The sequence below is a fragment of the Nostoc sp. FACHB-152 genome (assembly GCF_014697475.1).
Lineage (GTDB): Bacteria > Cyanobacteriota > Cyanobacteriia > Cyanobacteriales > Nostocaceae > Nostoc_B.
On sequence record NZ_JACJRV010000059.1, the window covers coordinates 22,638 to 44,092 of the forward strand.

The window sequence follows — 21,455 nt, forward strand, 5'->3', positions numbered from 1 at the left end:
GACAGAAGGGCAAATGATAAAAATGCTGAGAGCTTGGGAGAGCAGGAGTGCAAAAGTTAGGCATCGCATTTACAGGAAGTGGCTCGGCAGTTCCCGAAACTTCCCTCGACAACCAGGCACTAACAGCACTGGTTGAAACATCAGATGAATGGATTACCACAAGAACGGGGATTCGTCAACGACGAGTATCACTACCATCAGGTTCTTTGAGTTCGTTGGCAGCAGAGGCTGGTAGGAAAGCGATCGCATCTGCTGGGATTCAAGCAACTGACCTGGATCTGATTTTGTTGGCAACATCTACCCCTGATGATTTGTTTGGCACTGCTTGTAAAGTGCAAGCTGAATTGGGAGCGACGAAAGCAGTAGCATTTGACTTAACCGCCGCTTGTTCTGGCTTTGTGTTTGGGCTGGTAACAGCTGCTCAATATATCAGAACAGGTGTATATCAGAATGTACTTTTAATAGGTGCAGACATCCTCTCTCGTTGGGTCGATTGGCAAGACCGAAGAACTTGTATATTGTTTGGTGATGGGGCGGGAGCCGTCGTCTTACAAGGTGCCGAAAGCGATCGCTTGTTAGGATTTGCACTTAAAAGTGACGGTACTCTCAATCATCAGCTCAACCTTAGCTATGCAGCCGCTTCTCAAGAAATACTCCCAGGCATCAACGTTTCTCAAGGCACTTACCAACCTATCACCATGAACGGTAAAGAAGTTTACCGCTTTGCTGTGCAGAAAGTGCCAGAAATTATTGATAAAGCTCTATTTGAAGCTAACCTCACTATTAACCAAATAGATTGGCTAGTCTTGCATCAAGCAAATCAGCGCATTCTGGATGCTGTCGCTCAACGTCTAGAAATTCCTGAACAGAAAGTTATTAGCAATCTTGCCAATTATGGCAATACCTCTGCTGCTTCTATTCCCCTAGCCTTAGATGAAGCAGTACAACAAGGCAAAATTAAACCCAATGACATCATTGCTGCATCTGGTTTTGGTGCAGGCCTCACCTGGGGTGCCGCAATTTTTCAATGGGGACGTTAATAAGTTGTCCTTTGTCATTAGTTATTTACCAAGGACAAATGACTAATGACCAATGACCAATGACCAATGACTATTGACTATTGACAATGACTAAAACCGCATGGGTGTTTCCCGGACAAGGTTCCCAAGCACTGGGAATGGGAACAGACTTATTAGATTTACCAGGTGCTAAAGAAAAATTTACTCAGGCTGAGACAATCTTAGGATGGTCTGTGACTGATATCTGCCAAAACCAAGAAGAAAAGTTAGGACAGACACTTTATACTCAGCCCTGTCTTTACGTAGTGGAAAGTATTCTGGCTGACTTAATGCGAGAACGGGGACATCAACCAGATTTGGTCGCTGGCCATAGTTTAGGTGAATATATTGCCCTTTACGTTGCTGGTGTTTTTGAGTGGTCAGCAGGTTTGCGTTCAGTTAAACGTCGTGCTGAACTTATGGATAGTGCCGCAGGTGGGATGATGGCGGCTTTAATGAACTTTGACAAAGAACAATTAGAAAAAGCGATCGCCGAAACGCCAGATGTAGTTTTGGCAAATGATAACAGTCCGGGACAGGTGGTAATCTCAGGTACTCCTGATGCTGTACAAGCGGTGATGTCGCAAGTTAAAGCCAAGCGTGCTACTCCCTTAAAAGTTTCAGGGGCGTTTCACTCACATTTAATGGCAACTGCGGCGGTTGAATTCCAAGAGGTTCTGGAAACTGTAGAATTTCAGTCTGCAACTGTACCTGTGATGTCTAATGTTGAACCTGTACCCGCAACTGACGCAGAAATTTTAAAACAGCGTCTAACTCAACAAATGACGGGTTCAGTACGTTGGCGCGAAATTTCTCTGCAATTACCAGCTAACGGCATTGAACAAGTAGTAGAAATCGGCCCTGGCAATGTTTTAACTGGTTTAATTAAACGTACCACTACTGATTTAATCTTAAAGAACGTCCGTAATGCCGGCGAATTACCGGAATAATAGGGAATAGGGAGTAGGGAGTAGGGAGTAGGGAATAGAGAAATTATTAGTTATTGTCTACTCCCCATTCACCGCTTCCCATTCACTACTCACCACTCACCACTCACCACTCCCCAATTTCTTATGTCTCGTAGTCGTGAACCGTTTATCAGTCTGGCACTTTACCACGCCTTTAAATGGTCGGTTGTCAGCCCCATGCTTCATGCTTACTTTCGGGGCAAGATTTATGGGGTTGAAAATGTGCCGCCATCAGATCCTTTGGTGGTTGTCAGCAATCATGCTAGTTACTTTGACCCGCCAATTGTTTCTAATTGTGTGCGTCGTCCGGTAGCGTATATGGCTAAACAAGAGTTGTTTGAAATTCCTGTTTTGGCACAAGCCATTAAATTGTATGGTGCTTACCCCGTGAGTCGAGGTAGTGCCGATCGCAATGCAATTCGTGCCGCTTTAGAATGCTTAGAAAATGGTTGGGCTGTGGGAGTTTTTTTACAAGGTACTCGCACCCCTGATGGTAAAATCAATGACCCAAAAAAAGGTGCAGCACTCTTAGCAGCAAAGGCTCAAGCACCTATTTTACCTGTAAGTTTGTGGGGAACCGAAGGGATTTTAGAAAAAGGCTCGTCGATACCGCGTGCTGTTCCCCTCACGATCAGAATTGGCAATGTCATCGCCCCGCCTAGTTCTACTAATAAAGATGAATTAGACACTGTCACCCAAAAATGTGCCAGGGTAATTAACGAAATGCATGATTTAGGACGTTGATGAGAAATATGCTTTTAGGTAGTAGCGATCGCTACTGTATTTTTATATGTTGCTAATGTCTACTAGCGATCGCTAAACTAGCTATTTTTTAAACATCATATGAGCGGCTTGGATGCCAAGAATTTTTGGAATCGGTTGAATAATTCGGCGTTAGTCCGCTTTTTGCTGTTAGTGGCTGCTGGCTGGGCTTTTGTGCAACTGTTATCCTACTTTGAAGCAGTCATTGTTATTTTTACATTCGCTGCAATTTTAGCTTTCTTACTCAGCTATCCAGTATATTGGCTACGGCAGTTTTTACCTCATAGCGTAGCTGTGATTGTCGTCTTCTTACTCAGTATTGTAATTCTGGGAGGATTGATGATCACGGTTGGTATAGCCGTTTTATCCCAAGGACAGCAATTAATAAATAGTATTTCTGGATTTTTAAGTTCCCTGGCGCCCTTTTTAGAAAGAGTAGAAGAATTTCTCCGTAACCGAAATCTGCAAATAGACTTAACTGTCATTGAAGAGCAGTTGCGTAATCAAGCCATATCAGGTTTAGTAACTAGTTTAGCCTTTTTGCAACAGTTATTGACCAATTTCGTAACTTTTATTTTGATTGCTGTTGTGGCATTTTTTATGCTGTTGGACGGCGAAAAACTTTGGAATTTTATTTTAAAAATAGTACCTAAACAACGTCGGATTAGATTTACCAATATTATTAGGCGTAGCTTTTTAGGTTTCTTTCGAGGTCAGCTATTATTAAGTTTATTTTTAACAGCAACTACTTTTGTTGTATTTGTAGTGTTACAAGTACCTTTTGCTTTATTGTTATCTATAATAGTTGGTTTGCTAGATATTATTCCTGGGATAGGAGCAACTTTAGGAGTTGGGATAATTACGTTAATAGTGTTATCTCAAAATGTTTGGTTAGGATTAAAAGTATTAATAGCTTGTATTGTTCTTCAGCAAATTCAAGACAATTTGATTGCACCTCGGATTATGCAAGGTGCGCTGAATCTCAATCCTGTTGTAGTATTTTTTGCGTTGTTAGTAGGTGCTAGAGTAGCTGGTTTATTAGGCGTTTTTATCTCTATTCCGATTACAGGAGTAATCGTATCTTTATTTGAAATTGATGAGATGAAGGCAGAAGTTTAGCCATTTTATTTCTTCTTTAGCCTCTAGCCTCCAGCCACTAACCTCTAATGTAAAATCAAATGTATACGCAGAAAAACTTGGAATTATGTCAGATTTAAGAGCAGAATTAACAGAAAGTTTGGATGAAGCAGAATGGGAGTGGTTAATTCCTCATGTACAACGCGATGCGGTAATTTTGGTAGCGCAGGGGCTAAACTTGTTAGATGTAGGAGAAGCGATCGCTAATGATAACACTCAGTCCGTACAGCAGTGGATTGATGAGCAATTAATTACCAAACCTTCAGTAGATCAAGTGGGAGAATGGAATGGCGATCGTCAAAAACGATTTAACACCTTGATCATACAACCCTATGTTCTAGTCCAAGAAATTGCTGCATAAGCAGGTAATAGAGTAAAAAAGTAAAAGATTGTGTTCTTTTGCCTTTTTACTTGTTACCTCATACTCTCAATTCTTGATTTACCTGCTTTTTTTCCGTCATCAGCCCCTGTATAACCAGTAGCTACCCATATTAAAGCTCTCGCTCCATCACGGATGGATTTTTCTAAAGGTTCAGGTGGTTTTTCTGACGGAACTGCTACTGCTTGGAAGTCAATTCCTCGGCTACCTAAGACTATCTCACCGATAACACAAGCACGACGCATATGGAAATCTGAAGTAATCAAATAAACTCTCTTAATACCGCGAGCTTTCAAATCGTCTACTAAACTGGTAAAATTGGTAACTGTATCTACCGCTTCATAGTCTAAATGTAAACGCTTAGGATTAACACCTGCTTTGGCAAACACCTTGCGAGTTGAGCTAGGTGGACTACCACCAGTAATCCAAATTGGCAAGTTTGGATACTTACGCACAAACTCTGCTGTAAATTTTTCTCTTTCTAATTTTTTGGTTGAACCACCCAATACTAATACCGCTTGAGGTTGTGTGTTTTGTTTTTGGGCTTCTTTATAACCAAACCACATTAATAAAGGTAAGGCAAGAACCATAAATCTAAAAGATTTACCTGTAAACAAGAAATTATTCTTCAAGGCTCTATGATTTTGTATACTTAGACGCAATATTCTCTAAATAAGTTAAAAACATATGTTAGGTTAGCAGATTTTTGCCAAATCCACCTTATCCTAGCTGAGAAATTTTTCTGTTGATATAGGCTACATTTTGCATAAACCTTATAGGCAAGAATTTAGGAATTAGCTTCAGATAACTTCGCAAGATTCCACAAGACTATCGACTAAGTTTGTTTGAATTTTTATATAACGACGGGACTGGTGCGTCTCGAACGCACGACCTAGCGCTTAGGAGGCGCTCGCTCTATCCAACTGAGCTACAGCCCCAACTACGAGGCATAAATATAATAGCAGTAGTTTTAGCTAGAGTGCCAATAGTTATCCCAAGAACCGCCGCCTATTTCTAAACCACACAAAGAACTTTGCGATTTTAAGATAATTTTAGATTGTCTGTCATTTACTTGTCGCAATTCCAAATTCAGTGTCCCTTGCATGGTATCCCGACAACAAAACATTAAACCATTTGTAGTCGGCGCACGGAGGGGTGTACCTGGTAGATGCGTGGTTCCTGTTAATTCAACCTCGTAGTTTAAGTTTTTGGCTTGCATTTGCCATCCACCCCAAGGCTGAATCTGCCAATCTACTTGCGAATTCCAAGGGACAAATTCATAAAATTTGCCTTGATAATGTACTCCAATCATGGCAACAGATTCCATCCACCACAATACACCTCGTCTACCACCACCAGCAGTTAATGCCAAGTCAGGTTCGTTATCAAAGCAATTACAGTTTAGCCAAAACCATTTTTGCGGAAAAGCACCACCCCAATTTTTTTCTCCGTAGGCTGGCGCGTTGGTGAATTCATAGATTTTGCCATTCCAGTCTATCCAGCCGCTAGCCAAGCCATGAGCCATCAAAATTTGCCATCCTGGTTCAAAAATCTGTAAAAATGACAACCAGCCAGCAGTTGATTGCTGAAGGCTATTTTGATTACCCCAACCATATATCGGCTGAATTTCATACAACCAACGGCAATAAAAACCAGTGGCAGGATCACGAATTATGCCCTGATTTAGGGTAGCTGTGGCTTGATAACCTTCTTGAATATGTTGTTCAAATTCTCCTGGTAAGAGATAAAGAGGTTGTGTGTTGAGGTTGGTTTTACCCCAATGCCCTAAAGCTAATACATCACGACTAGCCCAAAATTTTTCCACATCTGGAAAAGTTCGGCATAAGTACTCATCATCAGGGCCGAGGACTTGGGCTGCACCGCCACTATAAGGTTTACCTCCAATGGGATCTTCAATAGAGTACATGAAGGCAAAGGTTTGCCCGCAATCTGGCAAAGTTACACGGTAATACCAGCCTTCAAAAAAACTACGACTACTACCATCCCAATGGTAGCCGCTATGTGGTGTTTGAGAATTTACAGGCCAGGAGAACATCAATTTAATATGTTTGCTAATTGACTATTTTTTAGTATGCGCGATCGCCTGTAAGCAAGTTTGAGCATTTTTCAGCTTCAACTAAAATATCTATCTAATAATTAGCAAATAACTGCATATATCTACCATATACTCTTTCTTTTGGCAGATGATAAACTCCCAACTCTAGATAGAACCATCTGAGCAATTACAGAGAGTATGCTAAATATCATTAAAAGCTAAGTAAAAAAAAGAACCCAAAAAACTTGAGTTCTTTGCATATTTGTATTGCAATTTCTTTTGTAGCAAGGGTTTAGCTTTAACAATACAGTTAATAGGAGTGTAATTAATAATATGACAAATTCAGGCGATCGCGAAAGTCATAACAGCGAAACGAGACAACAAACGTACACCGATAGTTACGGTAACACTCACACTAACCTGACACGTACCAGTGAGACAGTCAACAATAATCCCAACAATGTGAACTCCTATAGAAATGGTTACGTAAATGGTCGAGAAATTGAGCGTAACTACCAACAAGCTAATTTAGCTGCGCGTGATGATGACAATGCATCTCGTGGTTTACTATTGGGAATTCTGCTCACTTCTATTGCTGGTTTAATTGTTGGTGCATTTTGGTATTTTAATCAACCCAAAGAAACCGTAATCGAACAGACTCAACCAGTAGTGGCTCCTTCACCTAGTAATGACGTTTCGACTCCTAGCTTTACCCCACAACCGCAACAAACCACAATTATTGAAAAAACTAGAGAAGTACCTGTTGTCATTCCCCAACCCCAGCAGCAAGCTCCGTCTGTAACTGTTTCTCCTTCCTCACCAGAGATTAACGTTACTGTTCCGCCTCAGCAGCCTGCAACTTCAGAAACTCAAACCACTTCTCCAAGTAAGAGTTCTACCGATACGCCTGCTGCTGGTAGTAGAAGTAATACTTCTGAAACTTCTGTACCTCAAAGCTCAGAAGAGTCTAAAAGTACATCCAATAGAGATTCTTCTACCACTGATGATGGGCATACAGATAAGAGTAACCCTCGATAAAAATTCCTAAATGTGTAGAGACGTTGCAATGCAACGTCTCTACTTTGACTGTTATTGTCATACTTAAGAAAACTTAATATAAATGTGACCAATTAGTTTAACCATTCTTAAGGTAATTTTCCTGAATATTGCGAGACATTAATGGTGTTCAACTTTAGTAAATAGCTCTACCCATCAAAAATATAGCGTGCTAGATTAAGAGCAAGGTACAGAAAGGTTAAGTGAAGTTAACAACTTGAAGTTAGAGCCTGTACCTCCTGCTCTAAGTTCATTGCGATCGCCACTCAACTATTGCATCCTAATGTAAATGTTTTCGCCTTAAGTCTATTGATTTTTTTGGAGGTTTTGAACGTACAGCCAGAAATGCCTGCCTATTAGAATCAAGGATGCTGAAGTCTGAGTACAACGATTGCAGAATTTGTCCACATTATTTGAGTTATTTCTTCTGTTTTTTCAATTTTCTCAAACCATTGCATTGTTAATAAGCCGCCAATAAGTTACTGATGTTTATCTGTCGTAACTTTTGGCGGTTTAAAGTTTTGATATTGAGTTAAAAGTAGACACAGGGAAGAGAAGAATTAATCACAAATGACTATTGACTAACTAAAGTAATTACAGTTACTTCAGGCGGACAAAAAAAGCGTCCTGGTCGATAAGTACCTAAGCCACGATTGACATATAACTGATTATTAGATACTTGATGTAATCCTTGCGACCATTCCCAATAGCGTACTACTTTTGAGCAGTCTCCAAATAAAAATGGCACCCAACGCCGTAGTTTTTTCGGTACTTGCTTGAGTAATTTTTTATAATAAACAACAAGAGGCCCAATCCCTGGAATGACAATATGACCACCGTGAGTATGACCAGATAACTGCAAATCTACTCGCCACTGTTCTAAAATTTTGGCAGTATCTGGGTTATGAGATAAAACAATGCGGGGTGTCAAAGGGTCTACTTGGTTCATCACTGGTGTAGGATTAAATTCCCACGACCAATAATCAGCTAATCCTACTATTGGCAACTCTTTACCTAGTGGATATGCTATTTCATTCCACAGAACATTTACACCGATACTAGAAAAAGCATTTGTAACTTCTGCTTTAGAGTGACTGTAGTGTATATCGTGATTACCAAGTACAGCATAAATACCACACCGACTTTGTAAATGTTTGAGTCGCAGGACAAGTTGATGAATTGGCGTAGGATCATCGGTTATGTAGTCACCTGTTAAAACAATTAAATCAGGTTCTAGTTCATTTGTCACTGCGATCACCTCTTGTAGCAATTCTTCTGATAGCCGCAAACCATCGTAATGAAAGTCTGATAACTGAATTAATCTTGTACCTTCTAAAGATAGTGGCAGTTCGGCAATTTTAACCTTTAATTCATCTACACTTAAACGTCCTGTAAACAACCAATGCATAGTACAACATAAACTCATAAATCAGCGTTTACAGCTTATCAGATATAAAAATCTATATTAAAAAAGTGTAAAAAATTAATTAAAATTGTTTTAGTTTATACGGTTATAAATATTACTTGTAGCATTGAGTGGAGCCGGAGATGCTCCGCCTCTGGGCAATATTTAAAGATTGTAGGACTGCGGGTTATAAGATTGAACCTTTGTAAAATAATTAGTTCTGTGTTGAATTATTAGTTATACCTATGCTAATTCGTCTGATAAACTATCCGAAATCAAAATACCGTTAGCAGCCGGAATATTACCAGCCACTTCTGGCTCACTAGAGAAGTTTAAAAATTCTTCATTACTAATTACAGGCAATAATCGGTCATATAATTGCATAGCTTGCAAACAACTATTGATATTAGTAACGGCTGAATTATAAGCATGAATCTTTTCTTCAACAGCACTAAGCAAGCGGCGATTATTCAAAATTTTCTCCTCGGCTTCTTGTTGCAAAGTCTGTTCTAAATAAACTCGCGCCTGTGGATACTGCTGTAAAATTTCATCAGCTTGTTCTTCCGCCATTGGTAGCAACTGTGTTTTAAGAATTTGGTTAATAGTTTGACGGAAGGATTTACGAATAGTATTGGAAACTTTGGCTTCAAAATCTAACTTTAATAATTGCCTAATTGCTGGTTCAGCTTCTACCATGCTTTCGCAGTCATAACTTTGAGAAGTTTGCAGCAAAGTTTGACGAAATTGATAGATAGAAAAAGTGCCTTCATCATAAAATCTGGGACTTTCTCTAACGAAGCGATCGCATTCTACCCGTGCTGCATTTACTAAAGCTAACGATACTTGTTTTTCTACAAGTTTTAACTCTTGTTCAATCCCACTATCATTACCTAATAAGCGATACAACTGGCGATAATATTCAGATTTACGAATTTTCTCCATTAAATATTGGAACAAATTCGTAACTACTTGTTCTGAGGAATTTACTAAAATATCTTCTAACTGATTAGATAAATAGTAAAAAGCCTCTACTAAAATTGCAATTAATGGTGCTGTAGCATTGCGTGGATGGCTGAGAGTTGCACGTCGATAAGCATCAGCAACAGAAAATGTATCTAGCAATTCATCTAAACGCCGAATCATGCGTGATTGCAATTGTCGGAAGTCAGTTTCAAAAGCATCACAAGCACTGTTAATAATTTGGTTGACTTCTTGTGTAATATGTTGGTTAAAGTCTTTTCCAATTTGCTGTAGTTGCTGATTAAGTCGCTGTAATTCCTGCGACTTCATAGCTTCGATTTCCCTTGGCTGGCTATCTAACTCTCGATAAGTTGACTGATAAGATTTTTTTAACTTGATACAAATATCTTCTAAATCATCAGCGAGATTTTGAAAAAGCATCGGATGCTTTTCTTCAGTTAGATAGCGAGTAATTGCTGTACGGAATTCCTCAATACCACTATCTAAAATCAACTGATTAATTAAAGGTATTCCTTGTTCGCTTAAAATTCTTATGTAGTTTTCATTGGGACTTTCATACCCATTTAGAGAAATCCGAAAATTAGTAGGTGAAAGTTTCCCAGAAGTTACACAATAGTTATTGAATGCATAGACAAACTGTGGTGTTTCTTCTTTACCATTTAAACTTTTAACACTTTCGGCAAATATAGAATCTAAACCAAATCTATTGTGTAAATTGGTCTGCTTAATTAGACTCCCATAAAATCCGAGTAAACCGCTAGTTTTGTAAACTCTGCTAGTATCCCGAAACTGGCTACTGATTAAATCATCAAGTCGCTGCCTTAGTTGGGTATTGTACCAAGTTTCGTCGATGCGGTTAAAGACATAAAAGACGCGATCGCGGATTCCGCCATTTCCCCGCATTGTTTCTAAAAGCGCAGTTTCTTCTTTTGTCATATCCCCAGCAGATGCAGGTTTCAGTACACACACAACTGCTGATGTATCAGGATGTTGAATTTTAGCGTAGGTTAATTCGGCATCTTTTTCTACTGGTGCATCAATTCCTGGCGTATCAATAATGACATTTCCATCTTCTAAAAGGGGATGATTACAATAATATTCAATTCGTTTTAAAACTGCGCTATTACTACCACGTCTTGCATAACTAGCCGCTTCTTTAAGATTAGTAAAATTAAACTTCTCCATTGAATATATAGCATTATCAACTGTGTGGATATGGTCGCGGTTTGCTTCATATCCTTGTAGTAACAATATTAGTGCCTTTGCTTGCTTCGCACGTTCTGATTTGCTTTCACCACCCTCTTGTTGAACAATTGCATCACAGCCTTGATGCAATAAGCTAATTACTTCACTTTGATTAATATTAGCTGTTGTTTTAAATCCCAACTGTTGACATAAATAACTTGCTTGTTCACGAATTTCAGCTTCACTGAGAAATGTCAAAACAACTCGTTCTTTCCCTAGTTCAGCATACTCAATTTTGCATTCTGTACCTGTAGCGTGTCCTTCGGCACTATAAAGTAATTCTTGCTCTAGTAATGCATTAATTAGCATAGATTTACCAGCACTAAACGCACCAGCAAACACAATTTCAAATTTCGGAGAAATTGCCTTACCCAAAGAAGTTTGAGCAGGTGTAATATCTTGAGAACGTAAAGTAGGTTCTTGCTGTAAAAGTTGTAATATTAATTCAACTTGCTCTTTTAGATTTGTACATTGAGCAGGTAGATTTCCCATATAAAATATACTTAGTAGTTTTAAGTATATTTTAATAAATATCGAATCAATACAACCTCAGTAATTATTCTGACAATTCAATATTTAAACTGATAAATATCTATATGAGAATTTAATTACTTTATTATTCGTCAATAAGATAAGACTAATCTGTTCTCTGGTCGTGTAAATAAAAAAATAATTAAATTTATAATTTACTATTTTAATAAGTTATTTTTATGAACCATTGATGAGCATTAATGAAAATAGTAAGTAAAATTTAAACTAATAAACTTCAGGTTTGTCCGAAATATAAAAACAAAGTTTTGTATGTCTCTATATCTATAACAAGTTTAGATGTACTGCTTTTACATAGAAGTTCATCACTTGTCTATAGATAAACTCTATATTCAGCAACCATTCCAATCATTAATCTAAAATCTTCCCATGCCAGTAAAGCAACTATCACAACTAAATCTAGCTTCTCTTATATCTGATAAAACATTCTATCCATCTCCCATAGCTTGGGAAGATCAGGTCTTCTATTTTATGATGCTTGACCGATTTTCTGATGGTAAAGAAAATGGATATAAGGACAACACAGGAAATATTGTTTCTAGTGGTAAAACCCCACCTTTTTCAGGAGATCAAAACAACGCTACACGTACCCCAGAAGACGCTGCACGTTGGCAAGAAGCAGGAGTAAAATACGTTGGTGGTAATCTTAAAGGATTAATTAGCAAAATCGGTTACTTAAAGCGTTTAGGAGTAACAGCGATTTGGATTAGTCCGATTTTTAAACAAGTATCTTTTCAAGAAACCTATCACGGCTATGGTATTCAAGATTTCCTTGAAGTTAACCCTAAGTTTGGCAGTAGTGAAGACTTGAAAGAATTAGTAAAAACTGCTCATGATAATGGTATTTACGTCATTTTAGATATTATCTTGAATCATTCTGGTAATATCTTTAGTTATGAAGCAGGTAATGTTGATTATAATGGTACACCTTATAAAGTTAAGGGATTTAATGACGAAAATGGACAAGCTAACATACCATTTGTCAAAACAGATCCTAAAAATCCTGCAACTTGGCCTAATGAGAATGCATCTATTTGGCCAGTAGAATTTCAAGACCCATCCATATATACCCAAAAAGGACGTATTAGAAATTGGGATGGCTACCCTGAATTTTTAGAAGGAGATTTTGAGGATTTAAAAGATATCCGCCACGGCTTCGGAACTCTTGATGATTATGTTTCTTCTCCTGCACTTCAATATCTAGCTCAGGTTTATAAATATTGGATAGCATACGCCGATATTGATGGCTTCCGCATTGATACTGTCAAACACATGGATAAAGGAGCAACCCGCATTTTTGCTTCTATGATTCATGAGTTTGCTCAAAGTATTGGTAAGGAAAAATTCTTCTTAGTTGGTGAGATTACAGGCGGAAGACGCAAAGCTTTTGAAACATTAGAAGAAACAGGTTTAGATGCTGCTTTAGGTGTAGATGATATTCCTGATAAACTTGAATATCTTGTCAAAGGATATCGTAGTCCTAGCGATTACTTTAGCCTGTTTCGTAATTCCTTACTTGTACAAAAAGAATCTCACATTTGGTTTAGGGATAAGGTCGTGACGATGTTTGACGACCATGACCAAGTTCGTAAAGGGCAAAATAAAGCTAGATTCTGTGCAGATAAGGATGCGTCAAAAGTGGTACTGAATGCGTTAGCACTTAATGCTTTAACGCTGGGAATTCCTTGTATTTATTATGGCACAGAACAATGCTTTGATGGTAATGGAGGAAGCGATCGCTATTTGAGAGAAGCCATGTTTGGTGGCGAATTTGGTGCATTTGCTACCAAAGGCGTTCACTTCTTTAATGAAGAAAATTATGTCTATCAAGAAATTGCCAAAATTCTGAAAATCAGAAGAGAGAAAAAAGCTTTAAGTCGAGGTCGTCAATATCTCCGTCCTATTTCTGGCGATGGCGTAAACTTTGGCTTACCTCAGATGATTGGTAACGAAATTCGTTCTATTGTACCTTGGTCACGAATTCTTAGCGATCAAGAAATAGTTGCAGTCATCAACACCGATTATTATCAACCTCGTGAAGCTTGGGTAACTATTGATAACGAGTTACATCAAGAAGGTAGTTTCCTTACTTGTATTTACTCGACTAATAAACAACAGCAAGGTCAAAAAGTAAAAATTGAAGCGAGAAATGGTAAATCTGTGAAAATTACTGTTCCTGCTGCTGGATTTGTCATTTACGAGTAAATCTTTTAAATATTTTTCCTCCCCTTGGGCGCATAAATATGCGCCCTTTTATTTAGCTTTAAGTATTACTCCATACCGCAGTTAACGCACTTGAGTCTATCTCTTTTCTTTCGCCATCATTAATATTTTGAAACAACGCTGTAAACGCACCAGCACCCAATCTACTTTGAGGGAACATCCGGTAACAAGGAATACTACTTAGGTGGGATTGGTACTCTTGTAAATGTTTAACACTTACTGCTTGAAACTGTGGAAAGCGTGATAAAAACCATTCACATACTTGCTCGTTTTCCTCTGGAGAGTAAGTACAAGTCATATAAGCAAGATATCCTTGAGGTGCAACTATTTGAGCAGAGTTAGCTATAATCCGCTTTTGGCGATTGGCACTTTTATTAATTGCAGTTGGATGAAAACAACCAGGTGCTTTTTCGCCTTTAGCTAATAAAGACTGTCCTGTACAAGGCGCATCTACAATTACTAGGTTGCTAGATTGAGGAATAGTTTCCGCAAAAATACTAGAATCTCTATTTACAATAATAGACGGACTAATCTGACAACGTTTCAAATTAGAAATTAGCATACCTAAGCGTTTGCCAATCACTTCATTACTAATAAGTAACTCTGGCTGTAAAGCTTTCCAAGCAAAAATACTCTTGCCACCTGGGGCAGCACACATATCAAAAATTAACTGTATTGGCTGAGTAATAGCTAACAAAATAGAAGCTGAAAATACAGATGAAAAATCTAAACAATAAAAATATCCTTGATGATGTAGGGAATCTTGTCCTGGTTTTTCGCCTAAACATAAACGGTCAATAAATTGCGGTTGCCAGCTTAAGGATGTGTCCGTTGAAAAAGGTAATATCTCTGGTTTTTCCTGACACCAAAGAATACAAGGTTGAAAAGATTTAGGGTTAATTAAGGCTGCGATAAATTTTTCTTGCTCATCGGAAGTTTCAAACAAACGCCGTGAAAGTTTAAGTAGCAAATTTGAAGGTTTTTCCATTGTATATGTCAAGAAATATACTTATTTCTAATAGTCAAATTGTTAACGAAGAACAATGCCATCAACTGCCTTGGCTGCATACTGAAAATACAATAAATAACCGCTATTCTGACGATGACCGTAAAGCTAACTCACTACATTGGAGATGGTCATGATATTAGATAATTTCCATCGGAAATTACGCCGAGAAACACAACTATGGCGAGATGAAGGACTAATTAGTTCTTCCCAATATCAACAAATAGCAGACCGTTATCAATTTAATAACCTGGAAGCTGCTGTGCGCGATCGCTCCACGATGACTGCGGTAACTCTCGGTATTATCCTATTAACTTTAGGAATGATTACTTTTGTCGCCGCAAACTGGCAAGGATGGTCACGCGATGTCAAATTCATCATTATGATGAGTTTGTTTATAGCGACAACAATCACGGGTTTTTATACCTGGAGACAAGCAGCAATTGGCATTCCAGAAGGTAAGAAACCAAAACGCAGTCAACGTATTTTAGGCGAAGGATTGTTAATTTTAGCCGCGATGGTTTTAGGTGCAACCATAGCGTTAATGGCAGATGCTTTTAATCTTAACGGTTCTACTCCTGAACTATTTTTTGCTTGGGGTTTTGGTGTTTTGGTCATGGCTTATAGCCTGTCTTTAAATTCTCTCGGAATCCTGGGAATTATCCTAATACAAATTGGGTATTGGATAGGATTAGAAGGAGATTTAAGATACTCTGCTGGTGATTGGAATTGGGCGCAACTTGTAGTCAAACATATGCCATTGCTGTCATGGCTATTGTTTGTACCCTTAGCCTATTTTTGCCGATCGCGGTGGATTTTTGCGATCGCCGCTTTTGTTTTTGCAACTTCTTTACAACTCAACCTCGATCCCCTACCACTGTCGAACCTTTCTGAAGCAGCACCTTGGGTAGCATCTTTTGCTTTTACATTGCCGCCAGCAATATTTTGGAGTTATGATGACCTGCTGTTTCCGACAATCAATTACAGGCTATTTCAACCCCTAGCCCGTGACTTGGCCTTGATAGCCTTCGGTTTAGTTTTTTATGTTTTGTCCTTCCGTTGGGTATGGGCAACAACCAGCTACAATTTCTCTTCTCCAAGCGGTAACATGAATGTATTCATGTCTCGGCCGATTATTGATTTGGGAATTCTAAGCGGCTTGGCAGTTTTGCAATGGTTGTTTTTGATGCGCCAGCGCAACAACCCTACCCGTCGAGAAGTAGTCTTCAATCTACCCATGATTGTCACCTTTTTGGGTTTCACAGCCATAATGCCTTTTTGGCATCAAGCTATCAACCCTATTGAGGATTTAGGAGTTTTTGCTTTCAATGTACTTTTAGCAGTATTAGCTTGGGGACTAATTCGTGAAGGATTGAAGTTAAATGACAGGCGTTGTTTTTGGGGCGGTATGCTGTTGTTAACATTGCAAGTAATTAGCCGCGTACTAGAGTATGACACTGAACTTCTATTCAAGTCACTAGTATTAGTCATGTGTGGTTCTGCATTGATTAGTGCTGGACTTTGGTTTGAACGCCGCTTAGGATCTGGTTCTAAATCTTCAGGTGCAAAATCTTCGTGATTTATATTGCATTACCTGAAATCTGTTTTTTCTTCCTCTGTTCCCTACTGTAAATATTCAACCCTTGGCAAGAGATTACCTAGATGTCTCATTGCCTTTGTTCATAATCTCTGTGCATCAGTTTCTCTGCGTCAGTCCTAATAATTTTGTTTGATTCTACCCACTACCCTGATTTTTAGGACTACGCCAATGAAAAGTGACTCTCCCGAATCTACCAAAAATTCTGAATCTAGTAAGAATAAGCCATTATCTCCCGAAGCAGAATTTTCAGGCAAGTTAACTTTTCGGGATTATTTATTAGCGACAGAACAAAAAGCGAATAAGCCCTTACCCGGCTCGCGGTTATTCATTCCTTTAGCAATTCAAGCCGGAATAATCTTTGCAATACCATTTCTATCAATGTATACAAGCATCACAGGTAAAGAGATAATTCTTCAAACTGTACCTGTGAACTCTAGAAATGTGTTGCAAGGTAATTCTTTAGAGCTTGACTATAATATATCTCGAATTTCTGCACTTAGAAGATTGCCGGGATGGCAAGAATTGCTCAGAAGAAATCGCGGTAGAGGTGGACAATTAGTAGAAGGAACCAACTTGTATGTGATTTTACAAGAACAACCTTCCTTCAGCCGTGGTGTTCCCAGAGCTTGGAGACCGGTACGAGTGACTAGCAACCAACCCAGATCACTCCCGAATAATCAAGCGGCCTTAAAAGGAGTGTATCAGGATGGCTATGTACAGTACGGTCTAGAAAACTATAATGTGCCAGATGAAGAACGGCAACAGATCAGTAATGATGTTTCTCAAGCAGTTCGGCAAACTAGAGATGGACAATCACGATCAATAGTAGTTAAAGCCAAAGTAGACTCACAGGGTAAAGCTGTACCTGTCAGTCTATGGGTGCGCGATCGCAATTATCAATTCTAGTCATGATGGCGTAGATTCCAGCCTACCCCAAAAGCTGCCCCTGCGCCCGCTATCAGCCCAGCACTCATACCTTGGATAGTTTTTTGAATAGGGTCTTGGGTAAGACAATCATTTGTAACTTGACTAGCACGTAAGCAAAGATTGCTCTCTGCCCAACTGCTAGTACCTCCTAAAATTACCCCAGTAATACTACAAGAGGCAACAAGCAGCAACAAGCGTTTAGTTTTTCTATCCATAGATGGATGCATAAAAGTTTAAAATATTATTCCTAAACTACTTTACACATCTATGCTGTTGTTGTCAGCTGGTTTTAGAAATTTAGAACTCGCAGGGTGAACCGAACTTCTATTAACTACTTGGGGAAGCCAACTGCCAAGCTCTACAATACTCTTTGATTAACTGCTGACCTTCCTTGGACATATAGTTAGTGGCGGTTTGGGCTGCAATTTTCGCTGCATCTCGCCGACTCTGAAATTCATCTTGGTCACTATGGTAAGCTTTCGCAAAATATACCATTGAATTAGTCACATAATGCTTGTTAATTAAATGGTAATTGCAACGTAGCAACATAAGTATAATAAACAGATTGTTTGATATCCCGTCTTCAATCTCCTCAAATTTAGTTACTACTTGATATGAATAAATAGTCGCATGAGACACATGACAGAGTGCTTCCCACAGGATTTTTATTTCTTCATCAAATCGCATAGCTTGGCTATAAACTCAACTCGAATATAATAGCTGCTATGAACACTTAGCAGCCTATTTCTCTCATTACATTTTTATATTTAATACTAGGAATTTAAAATCTATAGAAGCATTTCTTAGTATTCAATACCTAGTATTCTGACTCTTCTATTCAATTTTGATATTGAATGGTAAACGAGCATAAACCCCTTGCGGATCATTCATATTTTGCAGCACGGCTAATTCCTGTTGTAGTTTACGAAATTCCACAGTCAGTAAATCTGATGGTTGATTTTGTGTCTTCTTCATCCCCAAAGCAGTGCTGACATCCTCAATTGCTCCGCCAAAAAAGCGTTCTTCTAAACTGCCTTCTCTAGGATATTCTTTTAATTGCCAATTTTCTCCAAGTTTCGCTTCCTTAGCAGCATACTCAACAGCAGCATTTAATCCACCAATTTCGTCAACTAAACCAATATCTTTAGCTGCTATACCCGACCAAACTCTTCCTTGGGCAATCTCAGCAACTCTTTTTTCTGGTAATTTTCGACCTTGGGAAACTTTATTTAAAAATAGATTGTAAACGCGGTTAACACTGCGTTGATAAATTGCTATTTCTTGAGGTGATTTTGGACGGGCAACTGTTTGAGTATCGGCATAACGTGCAGTTTTGACTACATCCCAAGTGATACCATTATCATTAGCTAATTTTTGCCCATTCAACAATATTCCAAATACACCAATAGAACCCGTAATTGTATTTGGTTCAGCAAAAATTCTGTTAGAGTCACTGGCTATCCAATACCCACCAGAAGCAGCGACATCACCCATAGATACTACTACAGGCTTTACCTCACGAGTTAAGCGTACTTCTCGCTGCATAATCTCAGATGCAGTAGCACTACCACCTGGACTATTAATCCTTAATACAACTGCCTTAACATTTTTATCTTGCCGTATTCTGTTGAATATCTTGGCAAAGCGATCGCCTCCTACTTGGCCTTCATCACCATTGCCATCAACAATTTCGCCTTCAGCATAAACTACAGCAACTTTATTTTTTGATTGCCGTTCTGCACTCAGGGATTTATTTGGAACTTGGGCATATTCATCTAAATCAATTTGCTTGAAAGTTTTATCGTCTTTATCACTACCTGTAAGTTTTTTCAAATCAGCAACTACTTGATCGTGATAAGCAACTTGATCGACTAAACCACTGCTCTTAGCTGCGGGTGCTTCTATTATTGCCTGATTATCTGCGATCGCCTGCAACTTTTCTGGATTCATTTTCCGGCTTGTTCCTACCGTAGTCCGCCATTCAGTCCATACATCATCTAGTAACTTCTGTGTTTGTTCCCTGTTTTCTGGGCTTAACTTATTCAAAATCAACGGTTCTACTGCACCCTTAAATTTACCAACTCTGACAACCTGTACCCCAATACCAAACTTTTGTAACGCACCTGCCAAAAACATAGGTTGGCTACTCAATCCGTTCACTTCCATTGAACCTAATGGATTTAGCACAACAGTATCAGCGACTGAACTCAGGTAATATTCCTTTTTACCCCAGTCTGTGCCATAAGCCACAATCTTTTTCCCAGATGCGCGAAATTCTTCTAAGGCCTTGCGAATTTCTTTTAGAGAAGCGAAACCGATGTTACTAACTCCACCTCCCTTTGTGGCATCTAAATAAATCGCTACAATTTTTGGATCACGTTGTGCTTTTTCTATAGAATCTAGAATCTTGCGGAGCGTTAATCTTTCTTCTGCGCTACCTGATAAAGCTTCTTGTAACACTTCTCCAGAACTAGGTTCCCTATCAGTAATAGTCATTGACAAGTCAAAAACTACCACCGACTTATCTTTGACAACTGGGCTAAGATCTTTAGAAGCAGCGATCGCAAACAACAGTAATAACAGCCCTGTCGTGCTAATACCACAGAAAATAAATAGTCCTAACAAACTGCCTATTAAACTAGCAAAAGTTTGTTTAAAAAAATTATTCATTAGTCAATACTTATTACTCAAAAATGATTAGTCACCAGTAATTTGCTACAGAACTCAAACTACTATTTTTTTATTGTATGCGTTGTAAACTTCCAGAAGTTTTTAACTGATGCAAGTTCTCGTTACCTGTACAAAATAATACCGTAATAATTTCTGCTATTAAAACCTCTGCCAACTCATAAACTGCTGCTTCTGATAACGCTGCTGCTTGTAGAAAAGGCATTGCTAAACCTGCAATATCTGCGCCAAGAGTGATCGCTTTAGCAACATCCAAGCCATGACGCAAACCACCAGAAGCAATTAAGGGAATGTGAGGTGCGATCGTGCGAATATCAACAATACACGCTGCCGTAGGTAAGCCCCAATCAGCAAATGTTTTCCCTAAACGTCGCTGCAAAGCATTTTCCGCCCGTTCACCTTCCACCTTTGCCCAAGAAGTACCACCTGCACCAGCGACATCTATTACACTCACCCCCGCAGCAATCAACTTTTCTGCCATTACGCCTGAAATGCCATTACCAACTTCCTTCGCAATCACTGGCACTGATAATTGATTGCATAACTTGGAAATTTTATCTAGCAATCCCTTGAAATTCACATCTCCTTTCGGTTGAATGCACTCTTGTAAGGGATTAATGTGCAAAATTAAAGCATCTGCTTCTAGCATCTCGATAATTCGCAGACATTCATCTAAACCATACTTATAGTTAAGCTGTACTGCACCAACATTGGCAAACAGCAAAATATCAGGCGCATACTTACGGACAGCAAAAGTATCAGCTACTTGAGGTTTCTCAACGGCTACCCGTTGCGAACCAACACCCATTGCGAATTTGTAGTGTTGGGCGACTTCAGCTAAACGTCGGTTAATAATTCCTGCTTGTTCAGTTCCCCCAGTCATCGAGGAAACTAACAAAGGTGCGCCTAAGCGTTTATTTAAAAAAATTGTACTGATATCAATATCGTTGCGGTCTAATTCTGGTAAACAACAATGAGTAAAGCAATAACGTTCTAGTCCGTTAGTGGTTTCATGGAATTGAACATCTTCTTCCAAACAGATGCGGATATGGTCAGCTTTACGCGACTGAGTTTGTGCTGAGGAGTTATTAGTAGGAGCGTTCACTAGTATTTACAAGATATCAAAGCAGTTGCATCACTATTGTGGCAGCGTTCAGAACCATACGAAATAGTATTTGTCCCCTTATTAAACGCTCTTGTCTCCCACCCAACTAACGACTGAATGTCATTACTCTAAACGAAAGTTTAGGGAAAAGCCTTGATTGATAACCCTTATAAACGCCTTAAAACCAGTTCAGCCAGAGCTAAAAAAATTTTTTCTGTTACCCCTTGACAATCCAGTTGTGGGTAGTTAACCTAGATAAAGTGTCAAGGCGAAAGACAAGCGCCGCGACAACTGAACCGCGACAAACAAA

General features: G+C 38.9%; 18 protein-coding genes and 1 tRNA gene. 9 read left to right on the plus strand and 10 right to left on the minus strand.

What is annotated here, in order from left to right; all coding sequences use genetic code 11:
• Positions 1 to 47 precede the first annotated feature (47 nt).
• From H6G76_RS26855 to H6G76_RS26875, 5 genes are all read left to right on the plus strand, one after another.
• Positions 48 to 1,040: a beta-ketoacyl-ACP synthase 3 gene (locus tag H6G76_RS26855; protein ID WP_190707965.1), complete on the plus strand. Its 993-nt coding sequence runs from the start codon at positions 48 to 50 to the stop codon at positions 1,038 to 1,040.
• Positions 1,041 to 1,126: 86 nt separating this feature from the next.
• The gene (gene fabD, locus H6G76_RS26860) at positions 1,127 to 2,008 is read left to right on the plus strand and encodes an ACP S-malonyltransferase (RefSeq protein ID WP_190707968.1); all 882 of its coding nucleotides are present in this window, start codon (positions 1,127 to 1,129) and stop codon (positions 2,006 to 2,008) included.
• A gap of 123 nt (positions 2,009 to 2,131) precedes the next feature.
• Positions 2,132 to 2,770, plus strand: a complete 639-nt coding sequence (locus H6G76_RS26865) for a 1-acyl-sn-glycerol-3-phosphate acyltransferase (RefSeq protein ID WP_190707971.1) — start codon at positions 2,132 to 2,134, stop codon at positions 2,768 to 2,770.
• A gap of 99 nt (positions 2,771 to 2,869) precedes the next feature.
• Positions 2,870 to 3,907, plus strand: coding sequence for an AI-2E family transporter (locus H6G76_RS26870; protein ID WP_190707974.1), 1,038 nt, complete (start codon positions 2,870 to 2,872; stop codon positions 3,905 to 3,907).
• 85 nt (positions 3,908 to 3,992) lie between these two features.
• On the plus strand, positions 3,993 to 4,286 hold the full coding sequence (locus tag H6G76_RS26875; RefSeq protein ID WP_190707977.1) for a DUF2288 domain-containing protein: 294 nt from the start codon (positions 3,993 to 3,995) through the stop codon (positions 4,284 to 4,286).
• 53 nt (positions 4,287 to 4,339) lie between these two features.
• On the opposite strand, the gene H6G76_RS26880 is transcribed toward H6G76_RS26875, so the two are convergent.
• The 3 genes from H6G76_RS26880 to H6G76_RS26890 form a co-directional block, all read right to left on the minus strand.
• On the minus strand, positions 4,340 to 4,894 hold the full coding sequence (locus H6G76_RS26880; protein WP_190707980.1) for a YdcF family protein: 555 nt from the start codon (positions 4,892 to 4,894) through the stop codon (positions 4,340 to 4,342).
• A 274-nt stretch (positions 4,895 to 5,168) separates the two neighbouring features.
• A tRNA-Arg gene (locus H6G76_RS26885) sits at positions 5,169 to 5,242 on the minus strand.
• A gap of 32 nt (positions 5,243 to 5,274) precedes the next feature.
• On the minus strand, positions 5,275 to 6,360 hold the full coding sequence (locus tag H6G76_RS26890; RefSeq protein ID WP_190707983.1) for a tocopherol cyclase family protein: 1,086 nt from the start codon (positions 6,358 to 6,360) through the stop codon (positions 5,275 to 5,277).
• 333 nt (positions 6,361 to 6,693) lie between these two features.
• Between H6G76_RS26890 and H6G76_RS26895 the strand changes: the two genes are divergently transcribed.
• Positions 6,694 to 7,398, plus strand: a complete 705-nt coding sequence (locus tag H6G76_RS26895) for a hypothetical protein (protein ID WP_190707986.1) — start codon at positions 6,694 to 6,696, stop codon at positions 7,396 to 7,398.
• 592 nt (positions 7,399 to 7,990) lie between these two features.
• On the opposite strand, the gene H6G76_RS26900 is transcribed toward H6G76_RS26895, so the two are convergent.
• Both H6G76_RS26900 and H6G76_RS26905 read right to left on the minus strand, forming a co-directional pair.
• A complete protein-coding gene (locus H6G76_RS26900) occupies positions 7,991 to 8,824 on the minus strand; it encodes a metallophosphoesterase (RefSeq protein WP_190707989.1) in 834 nt (277 codons plus the stop codon).
• Between the two features lie 240 nt (positions 8,825 to 9,064).
• Positions 9,065 to 11,539, minus strand: coding sequence for a dynamin-like GTPase family protein (locus H6G76_RS26905; RefSeq protein WP_190707992.1), 2,475 nt, complete (start codon positions 11,537 to 11,539; stop codon positions 9,065 to 9,067).
• Positions 11,540 to 11,965: 426 nt separating this feature from the next.
• Between H6G76_RS26905 and H6G76_RS26910 the strand changes: the two genes are divergently transcribed.
• Positions 11,966 to 13,801 (plus strand): alpha-amylase family glycosyl hydrolase, encoded by a 1,836-nt coding sequence (locus H6G76_RS26910; protein WP_190707995.1) that lies wholly within the window; start codon positions 11,966 to 11,968, stop codon positions 13,799 to 13,801.
• 58 nt (positions 13,802 to 13,859) lie between these two features.
• Here H6G76_RS26910 and H6G76_RS26915 read toward each other — a convergent pair whose 3' ends face one another.
• A complete protein-coding gene (locus H6G76_RS26915) occupies positions 13,860 to 14,807 on the minus strand; it encodes an RsmB/NOP family class I SAM-dependent RNA methyltransferase (protein ID WP_190707998.1) in 948 nt (315 codons plus the stop codon).
• 151 nt (positions 14,808 to 14,958) lie between these two features.
• Between H6G76_RS26915 and H6G76_RS26920 the strand changes: the two genes are divergently transcribed.
• Both H6G76_RS26920 and H6G76_RS26925 read left to right on the plus strand, forming a co-directional pair.
• Positions 14,959 to 16,404 carry a DUF2157 domain-containing protein gene (locus H6G76_RS26920; protein WP_190708001.1) on the plus strand — a complete coding sequence of 482 codons (1,446 nt, stop codon included), beginning with the start codon at positions 14,959 to 14,961 and terminating at the stop codon, positions 16,402 to 16,404.
• A 189-nt stretch (positions 16,405 to 16,593) separates the two neighbouring features.
• Positions 16,594 to 17,331 (plus strand): GDYXXLXY domain-containing protein, encoded by a 738-nt coding sequence (locus H6G76_RS26925; protein WP_190708004.1) that lies wholly within the window; start codon positions 16,594 to 16,596, stop codon positions 17,329 to 17,331.
• On the opposite strand, the gene H6G76_RS26930 is transcribed toward H6G76_RS26925, so the two are convergent.
• The 4 genes from H6G76_RS26930 to fni form a co-directional block, all read right to left on the minus strand.
• A complete protein-coding gene (locus tag H6G76_RS26930; protein WP_190708006.1) occupies positions 17,328 to 17,567 on the minus strand; it encodes a hypothetical protein in 240 nt (79 codons plus the stop codon). The two genes, H6G76_RS26925 and H6G76_RS26930, sit on opposite strands and share 4 nt — an antisense overlap.
• A 112-nt stretch (positions 17,568 to 17,679) precedes the next feature.
• Positions 17,680 to 17,847 (minus strand): hypothetical protein, encoded by a 168-nt coding sequence (locus tag H6G76_RS26935; protein ID WP_190708009.1) that lies wholly within the window; start codon positions 17,845 to 17,847, stop codon positions 17,680 to 17,682.
• A gap of 339 nt (positions 17,848 to 18,186) precedes the next feature.
• Positions 18,187 to 20,022 carry a signal peptide peptidase SppA gene (sppA, locus tag H6G76_RS26940; RefSeq protein WP_190708012.1) on the minus strand — a complete coding sequence of 612 codons (1,836 nt, stop codon included), beginning with the start codon at positions 20,020 to 20,022 and terminating at the stop codon, positions 18,187 to 18,189.
• Positions 20,023 to 20,092: 70 nt separating this feature from the next.
• The gene (fni, locus tag H6G76_RS26945; RefSeq protein ID WP_190708016.1) at positions 20,093 to 21,145 is read right to left on the minus strand and encodes a type 2 isopentenyl-diphosphate Delta-isomerase; all 1,053 of its coding nucleotides are present in this window, start codon (positions 21,143 to 21,145) and stop codon (positions 20,093 to 20,095) included.
• Positions 21,146 to 21,455: the final 310 nt, after the last annotated feature.